The sequence below is a fragment of the Bradyrhizobium sp. 149 genome (genome assembly GCF_023073915.1).
In the GTDB taxonomy this organism is placed as follows: Bacteria; Pseudomonadota; Alphaproteobacteria; order Rhizobiales; family Xanthobacteraceae; genus Bradyrhizobium.
Genome location: NZ_JADPKK010000019.1, coordinates 583042 through 603679, shown reverse-complemented (window position 1 = coordinate 603679; position 20638 = coordinate 583042). Strand labels below are relative to the sequence as shown.

At 65.1% G+C, this 20638-nt stretch carries 16 protein-coding genes; 11 read left to right on the top strand and 5 right to left on the bottom strand.

Annotated features, from left to right (window positions below):
* Positions 1–33 precede the first annotated feature (33 nt).
* Together IVA88_RS14635 and galE are read right to left on the bottom strand one after the other, a co-directional pair.
* Entirely contained in the window at positions 34–1836 is a 1803-nt protein-coding gene (locus IVA88_RS14635) for an ABC transporter ATP-binding protein (RefSeq protein ID WP_247497931.1), read from the bottom strand.
* Positions 1837–1955: 119 nt separating this feature from the next.
* The gene (gene galE / locus IVA88_RS14630; RefSeq protein WP_247497930.1) at positions 1956–2969 is read right to left on the bottom strand and encodes a UDP-glucose 4-epimerase GalE; all 1014 of its coding nucleotides are present in this window, start codon (positions 2967–2969) and stop codon (positions 1956–1958) included.
* Between the two features lie 125 nt (positions 2970–3094).
* Between galE and IVA88_RS14625 the strand changes: the two genes are divergently transcribed.
* On the top strand, positions 3095–4132 hold the full coding sequence (locus IVA88_RS14625) for a glycosyltransferase family 4 protein (protein WP_247497929.1): 1038 nt from the start codon (positions 3095–3097) through the stop codon (positions 4130–4132).
* Positions 4133–4310: 178 nt separating this feature from the next.
* On the opposite strand, the gene waaF is transcribed toward IVA88_RS14625, so the two are convergent.
* Positions 4311–5381, bottom strand: a complete 1071-nt coding sequence (gene waaF, locus IVA88_RS14620; RefSeq protein WP_247497928.1) for a lipopolysaccharide heptosyltransferase II — start codon at positions 5379–5381, stop codon at positions 4311–4313.
* A gap of 174 nt (positions 5382–5555) precedes the next feature.
* On the opposite strand from waaF, the gene rfaD reads away from it, so the two are divergent.
* From rfaD to IVA88_RS14590, 6 genes are all read left to right on the top strand, one after another.
* The gene (gene rfaD, locus IVA88_RS14615) at positions 5556–6536 is read left to right on the top strand and encodes an ADP-glyceromanno-heptose 6-epimerase (protein WP_247497927.1); all 981 of its coding nucleotides are present in this window, start codon (positions 5556–5558) and stop codon (positions 6534–6536) included.
* Between the two features lie 11 nt (positions 6537–6547).
* A complete protein-coding gene (gene rfaE1, locus IVA88_RS14610) occupies positions 6548–8032 on the top strand; it encodes a D-glycero-beta-D-manno-heptose-7-phosphate kinase (protein WP_247497926.1) in 1485 nt (494 codons plus the stop codon).
* Positions 8029–9315, top strand: a complete 1287-nt coding sequence (locus tag IVA88_RS14605) for an O-antigen ligase family protein (RefSeq protein WP_247497925.1) — start codon at positions 8029–8031, stop codon at positions 9313–9315. The genes rfaE1 and IVA88_RS14605 overlap by 4 nt, the downstream gene beginning before the upstream one ends.
* 83 nt (positions 9316–9398) lie before the next feature.
* On the top strand, positions 9399–11312 hold the full coding sequence (locus IVA88_RS14600) for a nucleoside-diphosphate sugar epimerase/dehydratase (RefSeq protein WP_247497924.1): 1914 nt from the start codon (positions 9399–9401) through the stop codon (positions 11310–11312).
* A 2-nt stretch (positions 11313–11314) separates the two neighbouring features.
* Positions 11315–12535 carry a glycosyltransferase family 4 protein gene (locus IVA88_RS14595; RefSeq protein ID WP_247497923.1) on the top strand — a complete coding sequence of 407 codons (1221 nt, stop codon included), beginning with the start codon at positions 11315–11317 and terminating at the stop codon, positions 12533–12535.
* On the top strand, positions 12532–13479 hold the full coding sequence (locus IVA88_RS14590; RefSeq protein ID WP_247497922.1) for an NAD-dependent epimerase/dehydratase family protein: 948 nt from the start codon (positions 12532–12534) through the stop codon (positions 13477–13479). The genes IVA88_RS14595 and IVA88_RS14590 overlap by 4 nt, the downstream gene beginning before the upstream one ends.
* Here IVA88_RS14590 and IVA88_RS14585 read toward each other — a convergent pair.
* Entirely contained in the window at positions 13467–14486 is a 1020-nt protein-coding gene (locus IVA88_RS14585) for a glycosyltransferase family 4 protein (RefSeq protein ID WP_247497921.1), read from the bottom strand. The genes IVA88_RS14590 and IVA88_RS14585 overlap by 13 nt on opposite strands.
* The gene (locus IVA88_RS14580) at positions 14483–15442 is read right to left on the bottom strand and encodes a lysylphosphatidylglycerol synthase transmembrane domain-containing protein (protein WP_247497920.1); all 960 of its coding nucleotides are present in this window, start codon (positions 15440–15442) and stop codon (positions 14483–14485) included. The genes IVA88_RS14585 and IVA88_RS14580 overlap by 4 nt, the downstream gene beginning before the upstream one ends.
* 217 nt (positions 15443–15659) lie before the next feature.
* On the opposite strand from IVA88_RS14580, the gene IVA88_RS14575 reads away from it, so the two are divergent.
* The 4 genes from IVA88_RS14575 to IVA88_RS14560 all read left to right on the top strand — a co-directional run bounded on the left by IVA88_RS14575 (position 15660) and on the right by IVA88_RS14560 (position 20455).
* Positions 15660–16649 (top strand): NAD-dependent epimerase, encoded by a 990-nt coding sequence (locus IVA88_RS14575; RefSeq protein ID WP_247497919.1) that lies wholly within the window; start codon positions 15660–15662, stop codon positions 16647–16649.
* 7 nt (positions 16650–16656) lie between these two features.
* Entirely contained in the window at positions 16657–18069 is a 1413-nt protein-coding gene (locus tag IVA88_RS14570) for a mannose-1-phosphate guanylyltransferase/mannose-6-phosphate isomerase (protein ID WP_247497918.1), read from the top strand.
* 183 nt (positions 18070–18252) lie between these two features.
* Positions 18253–19257 (top strand): Gfo/Idh/MocA family oxidoreductase, encoded by a 1005-nt coding sequence (locus IVA88_RS14565; RefSeq protein WP_247497917.1) that lies wholly within the window; start codon positions 18253–18255, stop codon positions 19255–19257.
* 10 nt (positions 19258–19267) lie between these two features.
* A complete protein-coding gene (locus tag IVA88_RS14560) occupies positions 19268–20455 on the top strand; it encodes a DegT/DnrJ/EryC1/StrS family aminotransferase (RefSeq protein WP_276577894.1) in 1188 nt (395 codons plus the stop codon).
* The last annotated feature ends 183 nt before the right edge of the window (positions 20456–20638 follow it).

Genomic DNA, 20638 nt, shown 5'->3' with positions numbered 1-20638 from the left:
AGTGGTCTCGCTGCTCGTGAGGTGAAAGGAACTCTATGCGGTTGCGCTGATCGGCGCCAGAGCGCCGGCGTCGTGATGTTGCAGGCGGAAGAACGAGGCGTAGCGCCCGCCGCGGCGGAGCAGCTCGTCATGCCGGCCCTGCTCGACGATCTCGCCGCCCTCGACCACCAGGATCGCATCGGCGTGCATGATGGTGTGCAGGCGGTGCGCGATCACGATGGTGGTGCGGTTCTGGCAGAGATGCTCGATCGCCTCCTGCACCTGCCGCTCGGACTCGGAATCCAGCGCGGCTGTGGCTTCATCGAGCAGGATGATCGGCGCGTTCTTGATCAGCGCGCGCGCGACTGCGATGCGTTGGCGCTGGCCCCCGGACAGCTGCGTGCCGTGCTCGCCGACAGGCGTGTCGTAGCCGAGCGGGAAGCTCATGATGAAATCATGTGCGCAGGCTGCTTTCGCGGCATCGATGATTTGTTCTTCGGTCGCACCAGACCGGCCGAAGGCGATGTTGCCGCGGATGGTATCGCGGAACAGATAGACGTCCTGGCCGACGTAGGCGGTCTGAGCGCGCAGCGATTTTCGCGAGATCGCGCCGATCGACTGGCCGTCGATCACGATCGTTCCTTGCGTCACCTCGTAGAAGCGCAGCAGCAGCGCCAGCACGGTTGACTTGCCGCCGCCGGAGGGGCCGACCAAGGCGGTGACCTTGCCGGGCTCGGCAACGAAACTCATGCGGTTGAGCACGGTCTCACCGCTGCGATAGGAGAAGCTGACGTCACGCAGCTCGATGCGTGCATTCGACAGTTTCAGAGCCGGCTTGTCGTCGTCGGAGTGCTCGCTCGCGGGGCTGTCGACGACTTCGAGCAGCATGCGGGCGCCGACGAGCTGGCTGTTGAGGTCGATGTTGAGCCGCGCCAGCCGCTTGGCCGGCTCGGTCGCCATCAGGAACGCGGTCATGAACGAGAAGAACGCGCCGGGTGTGGCGTTGAGCGCGACCACGCTATAGCCGCCATAGAGCAGGCAGCCGGCGACCGCGAAGCCGCCGAGCATCTCCATCAGCGGATTGGAGCGGTTGGCAACGCGGGCCATCTTGTTGGCGTTGCGCTCGACGATCGCGATGTTCTCGTCGATGCGGTTCTGCATGGTGTCTTCGAGCGTAAACGCTTTCACCGTGCGGATGCCCTGCAGCGACTCCTGCATCGTCTCCAGGATGTCGGCGGTGCCGGTGAACTGGTTGTAGGCGAGGCCCTTGATGCGCTTGACCAGCTTGCGCAGCACCAGCATCGCCGGCGGCACGACGACGAGGCCGATAAACGACATCACCGGATCCTGCCACACCATGACGCCGATCATGGCGAGCAACATCATGAGGTCGCGCCCGACCGCATTCACCAGCATATTGAGGACATCGGTGATGGACTTTGCGCCGGCCGTCAGCCGCGCCAAAAATTCCGACGAATGCCGCTCGGAGAAGAAGCCGACGCTCTCGCGCATCAGCTTGGCGAACAGCTGGCGCTGGTTGGTGGCGAGGATGGCATTGGAGATCTTGGTCAGGATGACCATGTGGCCGTAGGTCGCCACGCCCTTGATGAAGAGCAGGATCACCGTGATGCCCGAGAACATCGCGATGCCCGGGATGTTCTTGTCGACATAGGCCTGGTTGATGACCTGGCCGAGCACGTAGGTCGCGCCCGCGGTCGATCCGGCGGCAAGCGCCATCAGCGCGAAGGCGACGAGGTAGCGCCGCCAGTAGAGGATCCCCTGTTCCGTGACCAGGCGGCGAATCAGGACCGCTGCCGCATAGGGATCGTCGGTGATTTTCTTTGGAAACTGAGCCATCCGCAGTCCATTGACGGCACAGGAAAAAAGCCTGCCCGCGCGTCAGGGATCGAACGGCCTCTGTGCCCGCTAAGCCAGCGCTTTTCAAGTCCAATTAAGGGCTTGCGCCCGGATGGAATCTAGGCCGAGGCGGCGTGGCGGAGCTCGCCGTGGCGCTCGCGGAACAGCTTTTCCTCCCACGCCAGCGCATGCGCTGCGATGGTCTCGAGGTCGTCGTATTGCGGCTTCCAGTCGAGCAGGCCGCGGATGCGGCTGGTGTCGGCGACCATGGTCATGATGTCGCCGGGCCGGCGCGGGGCGTATTGCACGGCGAAGCTGCGGCCGGACACCCGGCGCACAGCATCGATGGTCTCCAGTACCGAGTAGCCGCGGCCATAGCCGCAATTGAGCGTCGTCGAGGCGCCGCCATTGCGCAAATAGGCGAGCGCCGAGCGATGCGCCTGCGACAGGTCCGTGACATGGATGAAGTCGCGGATGCAGCTGCCGTCCTGGGTCGGATAGTCGGTGCCGAACACGTCGATCTTGGCGCGCTGGCCGGTCGCGGCTTCCACCGCGATCTTGAGCAGATGCGTGGCGCCGACGGTGGCAAGGCCGATGCGGGCCTGCGGATCGGCACCCGCAACGTTGAAATAGCGCAATGTCACGTATTGCATGCCATATGCGGCGGCGACGTCGTGCAGCATGATCTCGGTCATCAGCTTCGACGAACCGTAGGGCGACAGCGGCCGTGTCGGCGCATGCTCGGGCACCGGCACCAGGTCCGGATCGCCGTAGACCGCCGCGGTCGAGGAGAAGATGAAGCGGTTGATGCCACGCTTGACTGCGACGTTGAGCAGGTTGCGTGCGGTCATGAAATTGTTGCGGTAATAGCCGAGCGGATCGCGCATCGAATCCGGCACGACCACCGAGCCGGCGAAATGAATGATACTCTCGATGTTGTGCTGGGCGATCACGCCTTCAAGCAGGTTCTCGTCGCCAGCATCGCCAATGAACAGTGGCACGCCCTCGGGCAGATAGGCCGAGAAGCCGGTGGAGAGATCGTCGATCACGACGACATCCTCGCCGGCTTCCGCCAGCGCCAGAACCGTGTGACTTCCGATATAGCCGGCACCGCCGGTGACAAGCACAGTCATGGTCTCACCCGTCTTCGATCAACGCTCCAAACTAACGTTTACGTGGTGAAGAGTGGGTATCGGCGCGGCTGAACTGGTCACTATGCTTAATGTTGCGTATAGGGACTTTCGAAACGGAGCGTGACGTGGCGAATTCCCCAAGCGATCTCGAAGTGATCGTGCCAAATCTGCACAGGCGCTATTCCGGGGTCACCGCGACCAACCGAATGGTGGCGCCGCGGCTGGCAAAGCTGTTTCGCGCCGCATGGTTCGGCTCCGACGCGCCGGAGGGGATCGCGCGACTGAGCAGTGCCGATCTTCTGAGTTTGTGGCGTCGCAAGGCGCCGCTGATCTGGCACGCGCGCCGCAACAACGAGATGATCGCGGGCGTCGTGCTGCGCGCCCTTGGTTGGCCGCTGAAACTGGTCTTCACCTCGGCGGCGCAGCGCCATCATAGCTGGATCACGCGCTGGCTGATCCGGCGCATGGACGCGATCATCGCGACGTCAGATCTTTCAGCCTCGTTCCTGAAGGTGAAGGCGACGGTGATTCCGCACGGCGTCGACACCGAGGTCTATGCGCAGCCGGCAGATCGCACTGCTGCCTTCGCGGAAGCCGCGCTGCCGGGCCGCTACGCGATTGGCTGCTTCGGCCGCGTGCGTGCGCAGAAGGGCACGGATGTGTTCGTCGATGCGATGTGCCGCTTGCTGCCGCGTTATCCGGATTTCACCGCAATCATTGTCGGCCAGGTCACAGCCGAGCAGACACCGTTTGCAAGCGACCTGAAGAAGCGGATCGAGGCCGCCGGCCTGCAATCGCGCATCGTCATCACCGGCGAGTTGCCGATCGAAGCGGTGCAACGCTGGTATCAGCGGCTGACGATCTACGCCTTCACCTCCCGCAACGAAGGCTTTGGCCTGACGCTGATCGAGGCGATGGCGGCCGGCAGCGCGCTCGTCGCCGCGCGTGCGGGCGCGGCCGAGCTGGTGGTCGAGGATGGGGTGACGGGCGTGCTGATCCCGACGGGCGACGTGGACGCATTGGTCGCTGCGCTGGAGCCGCTGATGTGCGATGTAGCCACAGCAAGCGCGATGGGCGAGCGCGGGCGGGCACGGGTGCTCGAACGATTCAGCCTCGATGCGGAGGCCGCACGGATCGGCGAGGTGTATCGGCCGCTGCTTTGAACCCGCGCTTTGTGCCCGCAAAACAAAAACCGTGAAAACAACCCCATGCACAGTAGACGGGGACAGTGAAATCAATGGCTTGGCGGTCGGTCTATTGCGTTGCTGACTTTACGAAATGAATTTGACTCGTCGGGCAAAACACCGGCATGATGTCATCATCGGCGCAGCCCCAACGGCCTCAAGTCGTAGCGCGCATTCCAGCTTCACCCAGCACCCGCTCCGCGATCTCCACCACCTCGCCCGCCGCGATATCCCGCATGCAGCGGTGGTCGTTCATCCTGCAGATCGTGCTCTGGCAGGGCTGGCACGACAGCACGCTCTTGTCCTGGACCACGGTCGCGGCAAGGCCGTTGAGGGGCGCCCAGAGATAGGGGCTGGTCGGGCCGAAGATGCCCATGGTCGGCGTGCCCAGGGCGGCTGCGATGTGCATCAGCCCGGAATCGTTGGAGATCGCGACCCCGGCCGCGGCCATGGCCAGCACGCCGTTGCGCAGATCAGTGCCGGTGAGGTCCCGGACATCAGGGCCGCCGGCCGCGACGATCTCCTGGGCCAGGCTCTTTTCCCCGGGGCCGCCGACCACCCAGACCTCAAGGCCGCGCCCGGCCAGCAAGCGGGCGGCCTCGGGATAGTAGGTCCAGCGCTTTGACACCCCGACCGAGCCGGGAGCCAGCGCCACAGCTGCGCCGGCGCTGAGGCCGTTGGCCTGCCGCCAGCGGACGATGTCCTCGGCCGGGACCCGCAATTGCGGCACCGGCCATTCCCCCGGCAGGGGGGCTCCATCGGGCTGGGCGAGGGCAGCATTCTTGTCGATGAAGCGCGGCAGCTTCTTCTCGCCCCAGCGCCAGCGGTTGAGCAGGCCGAACCGGAACTCGCCGACGAAGCCGACCCTCTCCGGGATCCCGGCCAAAGCGGGCGCAATAGCCGCCTTCCAGGTCCGGGGCAGCACCAGGGCGGTGCCGTAGTTCCGCTCGCGCAGGAGCTTCGCCAAGCCGAGCTGGCGGCCCACGGCGAGCTGGCCGCGCGGCAGGTCCCAGACGATCCCAGCGCGCACGCCGGGCATGTAGTCGACCAGCGGGGCGCACAGGGATGTCGTGAGCAGATCGACTGGCCGGTTCGGCCAGCGCTCCTTCAGGACCCGCACCACGGTGTGATTCCGGACGAAATCGCCGATCCACATATAGGGGACGATCAGGATCGGGCGCGTGTCGCCCCGATCTGTATCTCCACCAAATTGCGAATCTTTGTTCATTTGTTAGATTGGACCGTGGGTGCGCTGATGTGGCGGTTCGGTAGCCGCTCCGGGCCGGCAGGTAAAGTCGGCTGAGCGGCAATCCCAAAACCGCTTACACTTTGGCGGATCATGCGCTAGGGCAGGACCGGGCCGCAAAACTTCGGGCAGGCAAAATCTGGCAGGGAAGTTGGAATGTTGCTGGTGACCGGCGGGGCCGGTTTTATCGGATCGAATGTCGTCGCCGCGCTGAACGAGGCCGGCCGCAGCGACGTCGTCGTCTGCGATCTTCTTGGCAAAGACGGCAAATGGCGCAACCTCGCCAAGCGGCAGCTTGTGGATATCGTGCCGCCGGCCGAACTGTTGGATTGGCTGAAGGGCCGCAAGCTCGACGCCGTGATCCATCTCGGGGCGATTTCCGCGACCACCGCGACCGACGGCGACCTCGTGTTCGAGACCAACTTCCGCATGTCGATGCGCCTCCTGGACTGGTGCACGGGGAATGCGGTGCCGCTGATCTACGCCTCCTCGGCGGCGACCTATGGCGACGGCGAGGCAGGATTTGACGACGACGCCTCGATCCTTGCGCTGAAGAAACTACGGCCGATGAATCTCTACGGCTGGAGCAAGCACCTGTTCGATCTCGCCGTCGCCGAGCGCGCAGCGAACGGCGAGAAGCTGCCGCCGCAATGGGTGGGGCTGAAATTCTTCAACGTGTTCGGCCCCAACGAATACCACAAGGGCTCGATGATGAGCGTGCTGGCGCGGCGCTTCGACGACGTCAAAGGCGGCCGCGTCGTGCAATTGTTCAAGTCGCATCGCGAAGGCATCGCCGACGGCGATCAGCGCCGCGATTTCATCTATGTCGACGACGTCGTGCGCGTCATTATGTGGCTGCTGGCGACGCCGTCGGTGTCCGGCATCTTCAATGTCGGCACCGGCAAGGCGCGCAGCTTCAGGGATCTGATGCTCGCGGCCTATGCCGTGCTCGGCGCCAGCCCCAAGATCGAATACATCGACATGCCCGAGCAGATCCGCGGCAGCTACCAGTATTTCACCCAGAGCCAGGTCGATCGCCTCCACCGCGCCGGCTATAATGGTGGTTTCACGACGCTCGAGGACGCGGTGAAAGCCTATGTCGGGGATTATCTCGACCGGCCCGACCGCTTCCGCTGAGGCCCATCACCATGCCGACGCCCATTCTCGATTTCGATGCCCTCGCGCAAGCCATCTCAGGCCGCACGGTGCTGTGCATCGGCGACATCATGCTGGATGAGTTCGTCTATGGCGAGGTGTCGCGGATATCGCCGGAGGCGCCGGCGCCTGTCATCGCGGCACAGCGCAGCGAGATCCATATCGGCGGTGCCGGCAATGTCGCGCGCAATGTCGCCGCACTCGGCGCCCGCTGCATCTTCGTCGGCCTCGTCGGCGCGGACGATGCGGGCAGGCAGCTCGCCTCGGCGCTCGCGGAGCAGGGTGCAATCGAAAGCGTGCTGGTGTGCGATCCCTCGCGCCCGACCACGCGAAAGGTCCGCTTCGTCTCCGAGCATTTTTCCACGCACATGCTGCGTGCGGATTGGGAGCAGGCACAGCCTGCCTCCGATACGATCGAGACCAAGCTGATCGACGCGATCCTGCCGCACATCGCGCGCGCCGACATCGTGCTGCTGTCCGACTACGCCAAGGGCGTGCTGACCGCCCGCGTGATCCGCCACACGATCGACGCCGCGCGAAAGCTCGGCAAGCCCGTGATCGTCGATCCCAAGAGCCTGAACTGGGCGATCTATCGCGGCGCGACGCTGCTGACGCCCAATCGCAAGGAATTTTCGGAGGCGACCCGAAGCCGCGCCGACACGCCGCAGAGCATCGTCGATGCCAGCGAGGACGTGATGCGCCTCGCCGATTGCCAGGCGATCCTGGTCACGCAAGGCGAGCACGGCATGACGCTGGTGCCGCGCAATGGCGAGGCCGTTCACGTTCCGGCGTATCCGGTGAAGGTGCGCGACGTCTCCGGCGCCGGCGACACCGTTGCCGCGGCGCTCGCGGTGTCGCTGGCCACGGGCGCGAACTGGGACACGGCGCTGCGCATGGCAAGTGCCGCGGCCGCCGTCGCCGTCGGCAAGCAGGGCACCGCCAGCGTAGGCACGGCCGAGCTGAAGCGAAGGATCCTGCCGCATGCCTATCTCGCGGCCGAGGAGAAGATCGTGCTCGAGCGTGATACACTCGACGCGCAGCTCGTGGAATGGAAGAGCCAAGGCCAGCGCGTCGGCTTCACCAATGGCTGCTTCGACATCCTGCATCCCGGCCACGTCAAGGTCCTGACCGCCGCCCGCTCCGCCTGCGATCGCCTGATCGTAGGGCTGAACAGCGACGCCTCGGTACGGCGGCTGAAGGGCACCGACCGCCCCGTTCAGGACGAGCGGGCGCGAGCGGAAGTGCTGGCGGCGCTCGAAGCCGTCGATCTCGTCGTCATCTTCGACGAGGATACGCCGATCGACCTGATCAGCCGCATCAAGCCGAGCGCGCTGATCAAGGGGGGCGATTACACCCGCGAGCAGGTGGTCGGCCATGAGGTCGTCGAGGCCGCGGGCGGAAATGTCGTGCTGGTCGACATTCTCCAGGGTTTCAGCACGACCGCGCTGGTTCATCGCGCGCGGGGAGAGGGCAAGTGACGACGCTCGCGGGGGAGACGACCGGCCAGGTGCTGTGGCGGCGTCTGCGCAGCCCGGCGGCCTGGTCCGAGACGGTCGATCTGTTCGCGATCCTGACCGCGGCCTCGCTGCCATGGTCGACTTCGCTTGCGGGGATCTTCAACGCCCTGATGCTGCTCTGCATGGTGCCGTTCCTCGACGTGCGCGAATTCCTGCAATCGCTGAAGCGTCCGATCTGCGCGGCGCCGATTGCACTGGTCCTGCTCGCGCTGGTCGGGACGCTGTGGTCGGACGCGGCCTGGGGCGCGCGATTCTACGCGGTCAATCCGACCGTCAAGCTGCTGGTGCTGCCGGTCCTGCTCTATCATTTTGCGCGCTCTCCGCGCGGGCATTGGGTCTTCGTCGCCTTCCTGGTGTCCTGCGCGCTATTGTCGGTGATGTCATGGCTCGTCGCCTTCTACCCGGACCTCGCGATCAAATCCGACCGTGTCGAACACGGCATCTTTGTGAAGAACTACATCGACCAGAGCCAGGAGTTCACGCTCTGCGCGGTCGCGCTCGCCTATCCGATCGTGCAGTTGCTGCGCCAGAAGCGATACTGGATCGCCGGGCTGCTCACGGCGCTCGCGCTAGCCTTCTTCGTCAACATGGCCTTCGTGGTGGTGTCGCGCACCGCGCTGGTCACCATTCCGATCATGTTCGGTGTGTTTGCGTTGCTTCATCTGAGATGGCGCAGCATCGCGATCATCTCTGCGGCCCTGCTCGTGGGCGCGGTTCTCGCCTGGCAGGCCTCGCCGCAATTGCGCAGGACCGCCGACAGCTTTGCCAGTGACTACACACGCTATGTGGAAAAAGGCGAGCCGACTTCGGCCGGCCTGCGGCTCGAATTCTGGCGGAAATCCGTCGGCTTCTTCGCGGAGGCACCGATCATGGGGCACGGCACGGGCGCGACGCGCGGATTGTTCGAGCGTGCCGCGACGTCCGGCGCCCAGAATAAAGCGTCCGCCGAGGTGATCGGCAACCCGCATAACCAGACGCTGAACGTTGCCGTGCAATGGGGCATCATCGGCGTCGCCGCTCTCTACGCCATCTGGATCCTGCATCTGCTGTTGTTTCGCGGCGACGGCCTCGCAAACTGGGTCGGCCTCCTGGTCGTGGTCCAGAACGTCTTCACCTCGCTGTTCAATTCCCATCTGTTCGACTTCCACGAGGGCTGGATGTACGTCATCGGCGTCGGCGTTGCCGGCGGCATGGTGATCCGGGCTCAGCAGGCCGAAGCGAAGGCGGCAGAAGCCGGTTCCTGAACGGCCGCGCGGCTGGCAACTCTCGTCGAGATGGGCTATCAGCGCGGTCAGGTTGCACCTCAACGGATTTCATCGGTCAGCGGATGACGCGTCTTTCGCATCTCACCTTGCGCAATTTCCTGATCGCGCTCCACGACCTGCTGGCGACCACGGCGGCGCTGTTCACTGCCTTCTATCTGCGCTTCGAGGGCGGCGACGGTTTCTTCGACCGCCTGCCGCTGCTGATCCAGATCCTGCCCTATTTCCTCGCCTTCAGCGTGGTTGTGTTCTTCGTCTTCAACCTGACCACGACGAAATGGCGCTTCATCTCGCTGCCCGACGCGCTGAACATCATCCGCGTCGCGACCGTGCTGACGGTTGCACTCCTGGTGCTCGACTACATCTTCGTCGCCCCCAACGTCCGCGGCGCCTTCTTCCTCGGCAAGGTGACCATCGTCCTCTACTGGTTCCTTGAGATCTCCTTCCTCAGTGCGCTGCGCATGGCCTACCGCTATTTCCGCTATACGCGGGTACGGCGTCACGCCCGCACCGGCGATGCCGCGCCGACGCTGCTGATCGGCCGCGCCGCGGACGCCGAGGTGCTGTTGCGCGGAATCGAGAGCGGGGCGATCAAGCGCATCTGGCCGGTCGGCGTGCTATCGCCGTCGAGTTCCGACCGCGGACACTCCATCCGCAACATCCCGGTCCTGGGCGGCGTCGATGACATCGAGGACGTCGTCGCCGACTTCGCCAAGCGCGGCAAGGCGATCGCGCGCGTCGTGATGACGCCAACCGCATTCGAGCCGGAGGCCCATCCCGAATCGATCCTGATGCGGGCGCGCAAGCTCGGCGTGATAGTCAACCGCATGCCTTCGCTCGAGAGCGGCGATACGCCGCGGCTCACGGCCGTCGCCGTCGAGGACCTGCTGCTGCGACCGAGCGAGACGATCGACTACGCGCGGCTCGAGGCCCTGATCGAGGGCAAGGCGGTGATCGTCACCGGCGGGGGCGGCTCGATCGGTTCCGAGATCTGCGAGCGTGTCGTCGCGTTCGGCGCCGCGCGGCTCCTGATCGTGGAAAATTCCGAGCCGGCGCTCTATGCGATCACGGAAGCGCTCGCGGCCCGCGGTGCGACTGCTTCGATCGAAGGAAGGATCGCCGACATCCGCGACCGTGAGCGCATCATCCGTCTGATGGCCGAGTTCAAGCCGGACATCGTATTCCATGCCGCCGCGCTCAAGCACGTGCCGATCCTCGAGCGCGACTGGAGCGAGGGGGTCAAGACCAACATCTTCGGCTCAATCAACGTTGCCGATGCCGCGCACAGCGCCGGCGCCGAAGCCATGGTGATGATCTCGACCGACAAAGCGATCGAGCCGGTGTCGATGCTCGGCCTCACGAAGCGCTTCGCCGAGATGTATTGCCAGGCGCTCGACCATGATCTTGCGGCGGCTCACGGCGGCGCCAGGCGATCGATGCGGCTGATCTCGGTCCGGTTCGGCAACGTGCTGGCGTCGAACGGATCGGTGGTGCCGAAGTTCAAGGCCCAGATCGATGCGGGCGGCCCCGTGACGGTCACGCATCCCGACATGGTCCGCTACTTCATGACCATCCGCGAGGCCTGCGATCTCGTCATCACGGCGGCAACGCATGCGCTCGGAACGCAGCGTTCGGACGTGTCGGTCTACGTGCTCAACATGGGCCAGCCGGTGAAGATCGTCGATCTCGCCGAGCGCATGATCCGTCTCTCGGGCCTGCAACCCGGCTACGACATCGAAATCGTGTTCACGGGCATGCGGCCCGGCGAACGCCTGCACGAAATCCTGTTCGCCTCCGAGGAGCCGACCCGCGAGATCGGCGTCTCCGGCATCATGGCCGCGCAGCCAAATGAGCCGCCGATGCAGACGCTGCGCAAATGGATTGCGGCGCTGGAGCAGGCGATCGCGCGCGACGATCGGGCCACTATCAGGACCATCCTGAAGGACGCGGTTCCGGAATTCGGGTCGACCGCGGCCTGACTATGCAGCCTCCAGGCAAGATCATCGTCGCGAGCCAGCATTACCCGCCTGATCCGAGCACGACGGCGGCGATCATGGCCGAGATCGCCTGCCGCATCGCCGGGGATCACGAGGTCGTGGTGCTGTCGGGCTCATCAGGCGCGTTGCCGGCATCGCAGACCGGCCCGGGCAAGCCGCGAATCGTCGCCGTCAAGAACCGGATGGCAGGCAAGGCGGCGCTGGTGCGGCGCGGGGTCTCGGAGCTGCTGTTCGCGGCGCGCACGTTCCTGGCGTTGACACGGGAGCTGAGGCGAGGTGACGTCGTGCTCACCGTCACCGCACCGTTCATGCTGCCTTACGCGGTCGCGGCGGCGGCAAGGCTGAAGGGCGCGCGCTCGGCGCTGATCATGCACGACCTCTTCCCCGACGTGCTGGTGATGGCTGGTCTTCTGAAGCCTGGTTCGATCGTGACCATGACGATGCGCGTCGCCAATAGCCTGATGTTCCGCGCGCTCAATGCCGTCATCACCATCGGCCGCGATGCCGAGCGGCCACTGCTGAGCTATTCCGGCATGACGCGGAACAAGATCCGCTTCATCCCGAACTGGGCGACGCTCGTGGTCGCACCCCGGCCGGTGACGGCGGATAATCCGTTCCGCAAAGCGCTCTCAGCGCGTTTCGTCGTCGGTCTGTCGGGCAATCTCGGCTTCACCCATGATCCGGAGATCGTGTTCGAGGCGGCGCGCCTTTTGAGGGCCGAGCCGGACATTCACTTCCTGCTCTCCGGCTGGGGCATCGGCTTCGAGCGGTTGAAGCAGTTGCAGGCCGAAGCGAATTTGCCCAATGTCTCCTTCGTGGCGCGGGTCGAGGATGCCGAGCTCGAGGCATTCCTGACGGCTGCCAATCTCTGGATCATTCCGTACCGGAAGGACGTTGCGGGGGTGTCGGTGCCGAGCCGGTTCTACAATCTGCTGGCGGTCGGCCGTCCCGTGGTGCTGGTCTCCGAGCCTGAGGCCGAGGCCGCGTTGACGGTGGTAGAGAACGGGCTCGGCTGGGTCGTGGCGCCCGGCCGTGCCGATCAACTGGCCGAGGCGATCCGTGGGGCGTCTTGCTCCGACGGTGTCACTATTGCGGAGCGCGCGGTGAAGGCGGCAGCGAAGTTCGATCGCGTCACCGCGATGGATGCCTATGCGGCGCTGGTCGACGAATTGTTGCGCAACCCCGAACTGGCGGAGCAGCGATGAACGAAAGCAAGCCAGTCGTGCTGGTGACGGGTGCGAGCGGTTTCGTCGGCCGTCATGTCGTGCCCGCGCTGGCGCGCGCGGGATGGTCGGTCCGCCGCGCGTTGCGCAGATCGGAAGGCATGGACGACGAGGTCGTGATCGAAACGATCGGCCCCGAAACCGACTGGCAGACCGCGCTTCAAGGCGTCGACGCAATCGTTCATCTCGCCGCGCGGGTGCATCACAAACACGAGGAGCATGCAGTCCAGCTCTACCGCAACGTCAACATTGCCGGCACTCTGCACCTGGCGCGCAGTGCGGCGATGGCTGGCGTGCGCCAGTTCATCTTCATCAGCACCGTTCTCGTGCACGGCCGCAGCAACGAGGGCCGCGCGCCGTTCAGCGAGGACGATATCCTGACGCCGCGCGGTCTCTACGGCATGTCCAAGGCCGCGGCCGAAGCAGGCTTGAAGACGCTCGCGCGCGACAGTGCCATGAAAATCTCCGTGATCAGGCCGCCGCTGGTCTACGGTGCGGGCGCCAAGGGAAATTTCGCGTTGCTGACGCGTGCAGTGAACCTCGGGCTGCCGCTGCCCTTTGCCGCGATCCGTAATCACCGCGCCTTCCTTGCCGTGCAGAACCTGTCGTCGTTCATCCTGCGCCGGCTATCTCATCCAGATCCCGCGAGCAATTTCGAAATCTTCCTGGTGGCTGACAGGGAGCAGGTCTCGACGCCCGAGTTCATCGAGCGGCTGGCCAAGGCTGCCGGCAAGAACCCGCGACTGTTCGGCATGCCGCCGGAACTGCTCAGCACGCTGCTGAGCGTGATGCGCCGCCAGGATACGCATGACAGCCTGATCGGCTCGCTCGAGCTCAATCTCGCCAAGGCGACGGCAACCGGCTGGCATCCGCCGATCTCCCTCGATGAGGGCCTGCGGCTGGCGCTGTCGGCTCAGGACTCCTGAGGGCGGGAGAAGCGGCGCAGCACGAATCCGACCGCGGTCGCGCCGGCGAGCAGGGAGAGGAGCGTGATTGCCGTCGAGCCGGCGCGCACGGTGACGATGGCAAGCAATGCCAGCACGAGGTTGAGCGCGAACACCTCGCCGATCACGCGGGAGACCGTGAAGCCGTGGTTGGTGGCGCGCTGGTAGAAATGCGAGCGATGAGCCGACCAGAATTGCTCGCGCCTTGCAATGCGCCGGAACAGCGTGATGGTCGAATCCACGAGGTAATACGCCGGCAGCAACAGCGCCGCGGCGGGCTGTCCGCCCCAGGCGAGCTCGAGCAGGCACCAGCCGAGCAATAGGCCGATCGGCAGGCTGCCGACGTCGCCCAGGAAGACTTTTGCGACCGGCTTGTTGAACGGCGCAAAGCCGAGCATGGCGCCGCACAGCGTTGCGGCGATCAGCGCGGTCGGCCACGACAAATCGCCGAACAGTCCGAGCAGCAGCAGCGCCGCGGTGACGGGCACCACTTCCGCCACCGTCATCAGGTCGAGCCCGTCCATGAAATTGACGAGGTTCACGAACCACACGCCCGCCAGCAGGATGAGGCCGCGCTCCAGTGCGAGCGGTAGCGCCGGCACGATGCGCGCGGTCTCGGGCGCGGTGAACACGACAGCGCCGACGGCTGCGGCCTGCAGCACGAGGCGCACGAGCACCGGCAGCGACCTGATGTCGTCGGCAAATCCGACCAGGGCGATCATGACCGTCGCAGCGATCAGCGCCGGCGGAATCGCGACGCTCGCCCAGGCTGCCCAGGCTGATGCGACCAGCAGCGTCGCGGCGGTCACTGCGATGCCCGCACCCTGCGGGGTCGGGATACGGTGCGAGGATCGCGCGTTGGGCCGCGCCAATGCGTAGCGCTGGAGCAGGGGGCGGCTGGTCCAGGTGACGACGCCCGACACCAGCGCGGCAATCGCAATGGCAAGCAGCGAGCATACAGCGCCGAGCGCGTCATTGGCCGCGTTCACTCCGGCACCCCGAGCGGCGCCGACCCCTGCGCGGCTTTCTCCGCGCTGAGGATCCAGACCAGGCCGCCGACCGCGCCCACGATGAAGTACACGGCGCCGAACAGCAGCGAGACGTTGACCCCCTCGTTTGCGGCCAGCCCCGCGAAGCCGAACGCGAGGCCCATGGTGGCTTCACGCACGCCCCAGCCGGCGATCGAGATCGGCATCATCGTGATCAGCATCACCGGCGGCACCAGCACAAAGACGTCGCTGAAGCCGACCGGCGCCGCGATCGACTGCACGACGCACCAGGCGATCACGACGGCCAGCACATGCACGGCGAGCGACAGGATCACGACGGCCGGTCCGCGCGAGCGGCTGAAGATCACGCGGTTGGCGATCACGGCACAGGCGTGGATGTGATGCGTGGCCCACCAGGTTTTCAGCCAGTGCCATTTCAGCGCGCCGAAGACCAGGAAGCCGAGACCACCCGCGAGCGCCGCGAGGTCGACGAGCAGCAGCGCCGAGCGCCCGTGCGGATCGGCGATGAGGCTGTAGCTCCAAGGCAGGCTCGCGACGATGATGATCGCGAGCGCGATCAAACCGATCGCGCGATCGACGAAGATCGAGTAGGTCGCAGCGCGCCAGCCGGCGCCGGCGCGCGCAACGAGCCACAGCCGGACCGCATCGCCGCCGATCGCCGACGGCAGGGTCTGGTTGAAGAACGATCCGATCACGTTGTAGCGCATGGCGCGGCCGAGCTCGAGCGGGGCGCCGCATGCGGCGCTGATCTCGCGCCAGCGCAACACGCCGACGAAGATTTGCAGGAAAGCGATCGCGATCGCCAAGCCGATCCAGAACAGGCTGGTCACGGTGAAGCGCGAAAACAGTTCGGACAGATCGACCTTGCGCAGCGCCAAGTAGAGCAGCGCTCCGGAAATCAGGATCTTGGCCGTCGACAACAGGATTCGGCGCATTTCGCCCGCATGAACCAGGGTTTTGAAAGCAACCCGACGCAGGGGCGCCGAATTCGGCCGCTTTGGTATGGTTTTGGCGCCGATCTTGCAATAGCGGTTATCGGGAGCCCTCATGCAGGGCGGTGGGGCTATTGCGACCGCGTCGATCCGGAGGCTAAAGAGGCGCCGCGGGCGAAAGATCGAGCGACGGATCGGGCGAAGAGTCCTTGGGAACAGGATGACGGATCAGGCGATTTTGGTCACGGGTGCCGCCGGTTTCATCGGCTTTCACGTCGCCCGGCAGCTCCTGGGCGAGGGCCGGTCCGTCGTCGGGCTCGACAATCTCAACAGCTATTACGACCCGGCGTTGAAACAGGCGCGGCTTGCGCTGTTGCGCGGCGATTCCCGTTTCTCCTTCGTCGAGGCCGATCTCGTCGACGGCGACACCATCGCGGCGCTGTTTGCGCGACATCGATTTGCCAAGGTCGTGCATCTCGCGGCCCAGGCCGGCGTGCGCTACTCGATCGAGCAGCCGCATGCCTACGCCGATTCCAATCTTGACGGCTTTCTCAACGTGCTGGAGGGCTGCCGGCACAATGGCTGTCGTCATCTCGTCTACGCCTCGTCATCGTCCGTTTATGGCGCCAACACAAAACTGCCATTTGCCGTGCAGGACCGGACCGACCATCCCGTGAGCCTCTACGCCGCGACCAAGAAGGCGAACGAGCTGATGGCGCAGTCCTACAGCCATCTCTACCGGCTGCCGGTGACGGGCCTGCGCTTTTTTACCATCTACGGCCCCTGGGGGCGGCCCGATATGGCCATGTTTCTGTTCGTGAACGCCATCATGGCCAACAAGCCGATCCGGCTCTTTAACCATGGCAAAATGCGTCGCGACTTCACCTATATTGACGACGTCACCCGTGTCGTGTCCAAGCTGGTTGATCGGGTGCCCGCGGATGACCAGGCTGCCGCAAATGCGCCGTCTAAGGTCTACAATGTCGGCAACCACCATCCGGAAGAGCTGATGCACGTCGTCGGACTTCTGGAGCAGGAGCTGGGTCGGACGGCGATCAAAGAATTGCTGCCGATGCAGCCAGGAGACGTTTTGGAAACGTTCGCGGATGTCGAGGATCTGATGCGCGACACCGGCTTTGCACCGTCAACGCCGATCGCGCACGGAGTTCGTAATTTTGTCACCTGGTATCGGGACTACTTCAAGGTTTGAAATGACGATGGACAAACGCATTATCCCCCTGATCATGTGCGGCGGTGCCGGGACGCGGCTGTGGCCGGCTTCGCGCGAGGTGCGCCCCAAGCAGTTCCTGCCGTTGTTCGGCACGCGCTCGACCTTCCAGGACACGCTGCTGCGCGTCTCGGAGGCCTCGCTGTTCGATCGCCCGATCGTCATCACCAATGCGTCCTACCGCTTCATGGTGCTGGAGCAGCTCGCCGAGATCGGCATCGAGGCCGACGTGATCCTCGAGCCGATGCGACGCGATTCCGGCCCCGCTATCGCCGCGGGCGCGGTGTTCGCGCAGAACCGCGCGAGTGAAGCGATCGTGCTCGCGCTCGCCGCAGACCACGTGGTGCAGGACAATGCCGCCTTCGTCGCGGCGTGCCGCGAAGGCCTTACCGCCGCGAGCACCGGCCGCATCGTCACTTTCGGTGTCAAGCCGGAGCGGCCGGCGACCGAATACGGCTATATCAGCCCGGGCGAGGTCATCTCCGGCGAGGTGCACGCGGTCGCGCGCTTCGTCGAGAAACCGGATGCCGTGAAGGCGGCCGACTACGTCAATTCCGGCTATCTCTGGAACAGCGGCAACTTCATGTTCCCCGCCGCCGTGTTGCTCGACGAATACCGCAAGGTCGATGCGGCGAGCGTGGAGGCGATCTCCAATGCCGTCGCCAATGCCGGCCGCGATCTCGGCTTCGTGACGCTGGAGCCCGAGGCGTTCGGCGCGGCCAAGGCGATCTCGATCGACTATGCGGTGATGGAGAAAACTTCGCGCGCAGCGGTCGTGCCGGTGTCCTGCGGCTGGTCCGACGTCGGCTCCTGGCACGCGGTGTGGGAATTGTCGGACAAGGACGCGCAGGGTAACGCTTCGCACGGCGCTGCGGTGTTCGAAGATTCCCGCAACTGCAACGTCACCACCGATTCCGCGCTGGTCGCGCTCGAAGGCGTCGACGATCTCATCGTGGTGGCGACTGCGGACGCAGTCCTCGTCTCGCGCCAGAAGGATGCCAACGGCCTGAAGCGGCTCGTGACCAAGCTCAAGGAGGTCGCACCGAAGGTCACCGAGGAGCACCTCAAGGTGCATCGGCCCTGGGGCAGCTACCAGTCCGTCGACAATGGCGAGCGCCATCAGGTCAAGCGCATCGTGGTCAAGCCGGGCGGGCGTCTGTCGCTGCAGAAGCACCATCATCGCGCCGAGCACTGGATCGTGGTCCGCGGCGCTGCCCGCGTCACCGTCAACGAGACCGTCAAGACGGTGCACGAGAACGAGTCTATCTACATCCCGATGGGCGCGGTGCACCGGATGGAGAACCCCGGTAAAATCATGCTGGAACTGATCGAGGTCCAGACTGGAAGCTATCTCGGGGAAGATGACATCATCCGGATTGAAGACGACTATCAAAGGTCCTAACCAGCACACTCCGAATCACGCGACCCGGGCCAAAAGAGTGGTCTCTTTCAGAGGCTTAAGGCCCGGGGAACGTGTAACTGTTTGAATCAAATCGTGTCCGGACCGCTAGCTCCGCATTCGCCACAAATGTGGCGTCCGTGCTAGAAGCGCCCGGGGATTTGCGTTGAATCGGGGTTTGCTCAAATGAGTTCCAAGGAATCTGCACCGGCAAAGGCCGGCTTGCGCGTCGGCGTCATTGGCGCCGGCGTGATGGGCAGCAACCACGCGCGCGTGCTTAGCGGTCTTCCCGGCGTCAGCCTCGTCGGCGTCGTCGATCCTTCGCCGGCACATCGCACGCGGGCGATGGAGCTCGCCAATTGCGCGAGCTTCGAGACGCTCGACCAGCTCCTGGCCGAGGGCGTCGACGCGGTCACGATCGCGGCGCCGACCCATCTGCATCACGAGGTCTCGCTCGCCTGCATCGCCAAGAACATTCACGTGTTGGTCGAGAAGCCGATCGCGTCCACGGTCGCAGAGGGCCGCGAGATTGTCACTGCTGCGCAAAAGGCCGGCGTGACGCTGATGGTCGGCCATGTCGAGCGCTTCAATCCGGCGGTTGCCGCCGTTAAGCAGGCGATCGCGGGCGAGGATATTCTCTCGATCGCGATCACGCGCGTCGGCCCGTTCCCGCCGCGCATGTCCAATGTCGGCGTCGTGATCGATCTTGCCGTGCACGACATCGACCTGATCCGCTGGTTCACCGAATCCGACATCGTCGAGGTGCAGCCGCAATTGTCGAGCGCGATCGCCGAGCGCGAGGACATCGCGCTACTCCAGTTCCGCACCGCCAACGGCGTGCTCGCGCACATCAACACCAACTGGCTGACGCCGTTCAAGGCGCGCAGCGTCACGGTCGCGACCCGCGGCAAATACGTGATGGGCGATCTCTTGACGCGCCAGGTCACCGAATGCTTCGGCTTCAAGCCTGACGGCAGCTATTCAATGCGGCATCTGCCGGTCGGCCATGACGAGCCGCTCCGCGCCGAGCTGATCGCGTTCCTCAAGGCCGTGCGTCACGGCGAGACGCCGGCGGTCACCGGCGACGAAGGCGTCGCCAGCCTCGAGATCGCGACGCAGTGCCTGGAAACGCCGTCCCGGCCCGCGGCCACGTCGCCCGCCCGCAAGGGTCCGCGCCGCGTCGTGGGCTGATTCCTTATCCATGCCGACCACTCAAGAAGGCGCCAAGAACCCGGCCATGAACCAGCATCTGCGTTCCGAACCCATTCCCTTCATCGACGTCGCTTCGCAGCGCCGCCGGCTCGGCGACTCGCTCGATGCTGCCGTCAAGCGCGTTCTCGACCATTGCCAGTTCGTCAACGGCCCTGAGGTCGCCGAGCTGGAAAAGCAGCTTGCGGCCTATTGCGGCGCCAAGCACGTCATCGGCTGCGCCAGCGGCACCGACGCCATCCTGATGGTGATGATGGCGAAGAATGTCGGGCCGGGCGATGCCGTGTTGTGTCCGTCCTTCACGTTCATCGCGACGGCGTCGCCGGTGGCGCGGACTGGCGCGACGCCTGTTTATGTCGACGTCGACGAGGCGACCTTCAACATGAGCCCGGAATCGCTGAAGCGCGGCATCGCGACCGCCCGCAAGGCCGGCCTCAAGCCCGTCGCGATCATTCCGGTCGACCTGTTCGGCCAACCGGCCGATCACGATGCCATCGCCGAGATCGCCAAGACCGAAGGCCTGTTCGTGCTCGACGACGCCGCGCAGGGCTTTGGCGCAAGCTACAAGGGCCGCAAGCTCGGTACCCTGGCACTCGCCACCGCGACCAGCTTCTTCCCCGCAAAGCCGCTTGGCTGCTTCGGCGACGGCGGCGCGATCTTCACCGATGACGACGAGCTCGCGGCGACGCTGCGCAGCATCCGCGTGCACGGGCAGGGCGTCGACAAATACGACAACGTCCGCCTCGGCCTGACCGGCCGGCTGGACACCATGCAGGCCGCTATCCTGATCGAGAAGCTGAAGATATTCGACGACGAGATCGCCGCCCGGAACAAGGTCGCCGAGCGCTACGCCCGCGGCCTCAGCAATGTGGTCACCGTGCCGCGCATTACTCCCGGCAACACGTCGGTCTGGGCGCAGTACACGATCCGGCTCCCGGAGGGCACCGACCGCGACGGCTTTGCCGCCGCGCTGAAGGCCCAGGGCGTGCCGACGGCGATCTATTACGGCAAGTCGATGCATCAGCAGACCGCTTACAAGCAGTACCCCGTCGCCGAGGGCGGCCTGCCTGCTTGCGAGAGCCTGTCGCAGGACGTCATCAGCCTGCCGATGCATGCCTATCTGACCGAAGCCGATCAGGAGCGAATCATCGCGGCCGTGCGCGGCGCGCTTTCTACCTGATTTCGCCGTTCTTTCTTTACCTCTCCCGCAAGCGGGAGAGGTCGGATTGCGCAAGCGATCCGGGTGAGGGCTCTCTCCTCCTGGGGATTCCTGCCCGCGGCGGCAGCCCTCTCCCGCAAGCGGGGAGGGAGCGCAGCTGCGCCGCAGCTTGCACCTAGACCTAATCTCGCCATGCTCTAAAAC

What these genes read in the sequence shown, in the direction of transcription:
- IVA88_RS14635 (WP_247497931.1), bottom strand. Translation starts at nt 1,836, where the DNA reads ATGGCTCAGTTTCCAAAGAAAATCACCGACGATCCCTATGCGGCAGCG.
- galE (WP_247497930.1), bottom strand. Translation starts at nt 2,969, where the DNA reads ATGACTGTGCTTGTCACCGGCGGTGCCGGCTATATCGGAAGTCACACG.
- waaF (WP_247497928.1), bottom strand. Translation starts at nt 5,381, where the DNA reads ATGAACAAAGATTCGCAATTTGGTGGAGATACAGATCGGGGCGACACG.
- rfaD (WP_247497927.1), top strand. Translation starts at nt 5,556, where the DNA reads ATGTTGCTGGTGACCGGCGGGGCCGGTTTTATCGGATCGAATGTCGTC.
- rfaE1 (WP_247497926.1), top strand. Translation starts at nt 6,548, where the DNA reads ATGCCGACGCCCATTCTCGATTTCGATGCCCTCGCGCAAGCCATCTCA.
- IVA88_RS14600 (WP_247497924.1), top strand. Translation starts at nt 9,399, where the DNA reads ATGACGCGTCTTTCGCATCTCACCTTGCGCAATTTCCTGATCGCGCTC.
- IVA88_RS14595 (WP_247497923.1), top strand. Translation starts at nt 11,315, where the DNA reads ATGCAGCCTCCAGGCAAGATCATCGTCGCGAGCCAGCATTACCCGCCT.
- IVA88_RS14590 (WP_247497922.1), top strand. Translation starts at nt 12,532, where the DNA reads ATGAACGAAAGCAAGCCAGTCGTGCTGGTGACGGGTGCGAGCGGTTTC.
- IVA88_RS14580 (WP_247497920.1), bottom strand. Translation starts at nt 15,442, where the DNA reads ATGCGCCGAATCCTGTTGTCGACGGCCAAGATCCTGATTTCCGGAGCG.
- IVA88_RS14575 (WP_247497919.1), top strand. Translation starts at nt 15,660, where the DNA reads ATGACGGATCAGGCGATTTTGGTCACGGGTGCCGCCGGTTTCATCGGC.
- IVA88_RS14570 (WP_247497918.1), top strand. Translation starts at nt 16,657, where the DNA reads ATGGACAAACGCATTATCCCCCTGATCATGTGCGGCGGTGCCGGGACG.
- IVA88_RS14565 (WP_247497917.1), top strand. Translation starts at nt 18,253, where the DNA reads ATGAGTTCCAAGGAATCTGCACCGGCAAAGGCCGGCTTGCGCGTCGGC.
- IVA88_RS14560 (WP_276577894.1), top strand. Translation starts at nt 19,268, where the DNA reads ATGCCGACCACTCAAGAAGGCGCCAAGAACCCGGCCATGAACCAGCAT.